A 1,427-nucleotide genomic window follows, 5' to 3' on the forward strand; every position below is an offset into this window, starting at 1 on the left:
CATATCATTACCCATAAGTATGTCCAAAAGCGCGTGTAAATACTTCACGCGCTTTAATATAGTCATAAAGAGTTCGTAAACCTTTCCACATCACAATAGGACCTGGATCACCGTCATGCTTTCGTCCGAGAAAACCTCCTAATTGGGCAATCATTCTCAGAGTATCTTTCAGGGTTGGAGGCTCATCGGGAGGGGGTTTTTCATAGATCATAACATAGGCTGTTTGCCATTCTATCGTCTCAAATAGACACTCACTGCTTAATGATGGGGAAGCACGACCTACCATGGTCATGAACAAAATACGCCAAGCGACAATAAGATACAGAGCGAGGCAAGGGTCAAATCGTTGTTTGTTGCTTAACTGCAATTTTTCAATAGTGCATCCGCTTTTCAATACCTTGAAGAAAATTTCGACCTGCCAGCGACATAAGTACCATTGAATTACTTGTAGCGCTGCTTCCAAGTTGGATATAGGGACACTGGTTAAAAGTGTCCACTCTACTGCTTTCTCTCCAGGTGGCGGGTTTGTCTCTGTGGCAATGATTGTTGTTATTTTAACGGGTGTAAAACCTTCTTTTGCTTTTTCCCGAGGAGGGAGCAAAGTCACTTCTTTTGCGTAAACATCTTGTACTACTTCCCGCTTTGTTCTATTTCCAAATGAGGATGTAGTAAATGTTACTTTTCCAATACTGGAAGAGGCTTTTACGCCTGCTTTTAATTTATTGCGTTTTTTAGATCGATTTTCATCCAAAATAGAACGATCGAACGTTGCTCTAATCACCCAATCGGCCGCTCCTGTAGCGAAAGCTGTATTCGCCTCATGATAGATATCATAAATATCGCCTTCTCTATCAGCAATATAAACAAATTGAGTATCAGGCATTGCCTTAGCAAGTCTTGTGGCTTTTTTATAACCCCTAACCCAACGGTAACTTTCCTTGTCTTTTATTGCTTTTGAATAGCGCTCAGCTCTTCGTTCTTGTGCGCTTCGATGCGTAAATTGTTCTCGTGACCACTGTTCATAGTCAACCACCCCTAAACATTCACGGTTAGGCGTTACCGCAAGAGTGGGATGAAGAAATAGACCTCGCACGTTATCTTGTTGAATAGGGCCAATATCTTCACGTTCTTTTTGACCGCTATAATTAAGAGTTGTTGTATCTTGAACCAATAAGATAATCGGATGTTCTTTAATTCGATTAAGAGTGGCTATGCGATGAGGTTTTATTACTTTTTTTGCTGTAACCGAGTTATTCTCAAAAAATCGATAGGCAGCTTTTGTTTCCGGCCAACCTTTACAACTCTCAGGTATACTTGATGTGGGGTTATCACTAAACCTTTTTAATAACTCTTTTGCTCGTTTATTTAATCGTTGATCGCCGATATTCACGGAACCATACTCATGGTCTATCCAGTCCATGGATAAT

General features: G+C 40.6%; 1 protein-coding gene. It reads right to left on the reverse strand.

What is annotated here, in order from left to right; genetic code table 11:
• Positions 1–7: 7 nt before the first annotated feature.
• Positions 8–1,427: IS4 family transposase (locus LOX96_RS17460; protein WP_250456473.1), on the reverse strand; the 1,420-nt coding region annotated here is incomplete at its 5' end.

It is taken from the genome of Legionella maioricensis (genome assembly GCF_023618015.1).
GTDB lineage: Bacteria > Pseudomonadota > Gammaproteobacteria > Legionellales > Legionellaceae > Legionella > Legionella maioricensis.